The organism is Negadavirga shengliensis (assembly GCF_042652345.1).
In the GTDB taxonomy this organism is placed as follows: Bacteria; Bacteroidota; Bacteroidia; order Cytophagales; family Cyclobacteriaceae; genus Negadavirga; species Negadavirga shengliensis.
The window spans coordinates 1-2,492 of sequence record NZ_JBHSJJ010000039.1; the positions used below are offsets into that span (position 1 = coordinate 1).

Below are 2,492 nucleotides of genomic sequence, written 5' to 3' on the forward strand. Positions count from 1 at the left end.
TCCCCATCCTGCTGGGACATCACAACGGGTTTGATAGCCAATTGGCCAGTTACCTGCATTTGGACGGGTTTGCCGATAACCTGGCCCCCAACCACGAAAGACACCGGCCTTTCCAACAGGTGCGGGCGGGAAAGCAGATTGTGCCCACTTCCTCATCCGGTATTGGTAACCAGTGGTACGGTTACCGGGGATGGAATTTTGTGAGAGCCATCAACATTGGCTTGGAAAATTATCCCCGGGCAGATGTTCTTGAAGATGTCAGAAACAGATATGTGGGGGAGGCCAGGCTCTTCAGGGGGTGGTTTTATCACCACATCGTGAAGATGTTCGGCGATGCCCCCTGGGTGGACAAAGAACTCAACATTGATTCCGAAGAGCTGTTTGCCGAAAGAATGCCCCGTGAAGAGGTGATGGACAATGTGCTGGCGGACCTCGATTTTGCTACGGAATGGATACCGGAGGATTGGGGGGATGGCAATGAGCCGGGTAGGCTCAACCGCTGGGCTGCCCTGCTGATAAAATCCCGCGTATGCCTGTTTGAAGGTACCTGGAGAAAATACCACGGCGGATCCAATCCGGAGATGTGGCTGAGGGAAGCCGCTGATGCGGCCAGGGAACTGATGGACAACGGGCCTTACTCGCTGTACATGACAGGAGACCCGGAACATGACTACAATGCCTATCACCGGATACTTGATGTTTCCGGCAATCCGGAAGTAATGGTCTGGAGACGTTACCAGCTGGGTATCCTGACCAATCATGTGCAGGATTATTACAGCTACTCCGGCGGGGCCACCCGGGATTTTGTGGAAGACTACCTTTGTGAGGACGGATTGCCCATCACGCTTTCCCCGCTTTATCAGGGTGACGATGCCATTGAGGATGTGTTTATGAACAGGGATCCCAGATTGAGACAGACCATCCTTCATCCTGAGGATTCGGAATTTTATCAATACCACAATGCCGACGGCAGGCCTTATCCCAGAATACAGGGCCAGCCCGGTGGACGGACTTCCTCCACGGGATACCATGTCATCAAACATTACAATGCAGACGACATGATCGGAATGGCTTATAACACGGCTGAATCCCCTGCCATTATTCTAAGGTTTGCAGAAGCCTTGTTGAATTATGCCGAAGCCATGGCGGAACTGGGGGAAATCACCCAGGCCGACCTGGATAAAAGCATCAATTTGCTCCGCGACAGGGTGGGCATGGCGCATCTGGATATGAACCCGCCTATGGACCCAAGGTACGCCGATGACGGGATTTCACCGCTTTTGGTTGAAATCAGAAGGGAAAGGAGAATTGAGCTGTTTGGAGAGGGTTTCCGCTATGATGATCTCAGGCGGTGGAAGCAGGGCAGGAAGCTGGAAAAGCCCGACATGGGCATACAGTGGAATGCTGCTGCTGAGGCAAGATATGCGGGGGCCATTATCCATACCAGTGTGGATCCCGAAAACGGCAAAACTTATATCGATGTATATAAGAACTCTGATTGGGAAAACCCCACCTTTGATGAAAACAGGGACTATCTGTGGCCGATCCCGTTGAATGACCTGGCCCAAAACCCGGCCCTGGGCCAGAATCCGGGATGGGATTGAGTAAGAATTATTGATTTGAAAACATAAAGCTGTTGGCAGAGAGCTGGAAATGTACCCGGCCCTTTGCCAACAGCTTTTTATTGGTTTTTTCATTTATTTAATATCAATAAGCTGCCAATAAGCAGCCATCCCTGACCGCTGGGATATCAGTATTTTTTGAAAATATTTTAATTATCAATGATTTTATTTAATAATAATTTTAAAAATCGATTTTGTTCAATTTTTACTTTGTTTTTATCCTATTTGTTTTTATTATTGAATGATACTATAAACAATATAATCATTCATTTATGATTTAATATTTAAAATATAGTTTTAAAAATGACCTAATATTGTTATATAATTAGTTGTTTATTATTTAATGCCTTTTTAGAATAAATTTTCATTGACCATTTTTTGTGCTAAATAATTATAATTTAAATAGGATGCCTATGGTAAAAAACAAATGATGAAAAAAAATTACGGAAAAAAAGGTTATTGCCTTAAGGAAGATTATGAAATTTCAAACGAAAATTAGCAAAAATCCATTATGAAAAAACCATTACAAATGTATCGATTTATGCAATCGATTTCACTGATTGCGGCCGTCGTATTGAGTTTATTTTCAGAAGGTTTGCTTGCCCAGGAGAACAGCTGGTTAAAAAGCGACATACTGAAAATAGAAAAAGAAAAGCCGGTTCTTGCATCCGTACGTATCTCAGATGAATTGAGACCTACCAAAATATTTGATGTTACCATTACGGGTACGGTTACGGACCAGGATGGGGCGCCTATTCCCGGGGCGACTGTATCGGTCCCGGGGACCAATATAGGTACCGCCACGGATATCGACGGGAAGTACGCCATCACGGTGCCGGAAGGAGCGACCCTGGTCTTTTCCTTTATCGG

Annotated in this window: 2 protein-coding genes; both read left to right on the plus strand. The window is 45.7% G+C overall.

Annotated features, from left to right (window positions below; translation table 11 throughout):
• Positions 1 to 1,604: RagB/SusD family nutrient uptake outer membrane protein (locus tag ACFPFU_RS25555; protein ID WP_377069571.1), on the plus strand; the 1,604-nt coding region annotated here is incomplete at its 5' end.
• Between the two features lie 529 nt (positions 1,605 to 2,133).
• On the plus strand, positions 2,134 to 2,492 hold a 359-nt coding region (locus tag ACFPFU_RS25560; protein WP_377069573.1), incomplete at its 3' end, for a carboxypeptidase-like regulatory domain-containing protein.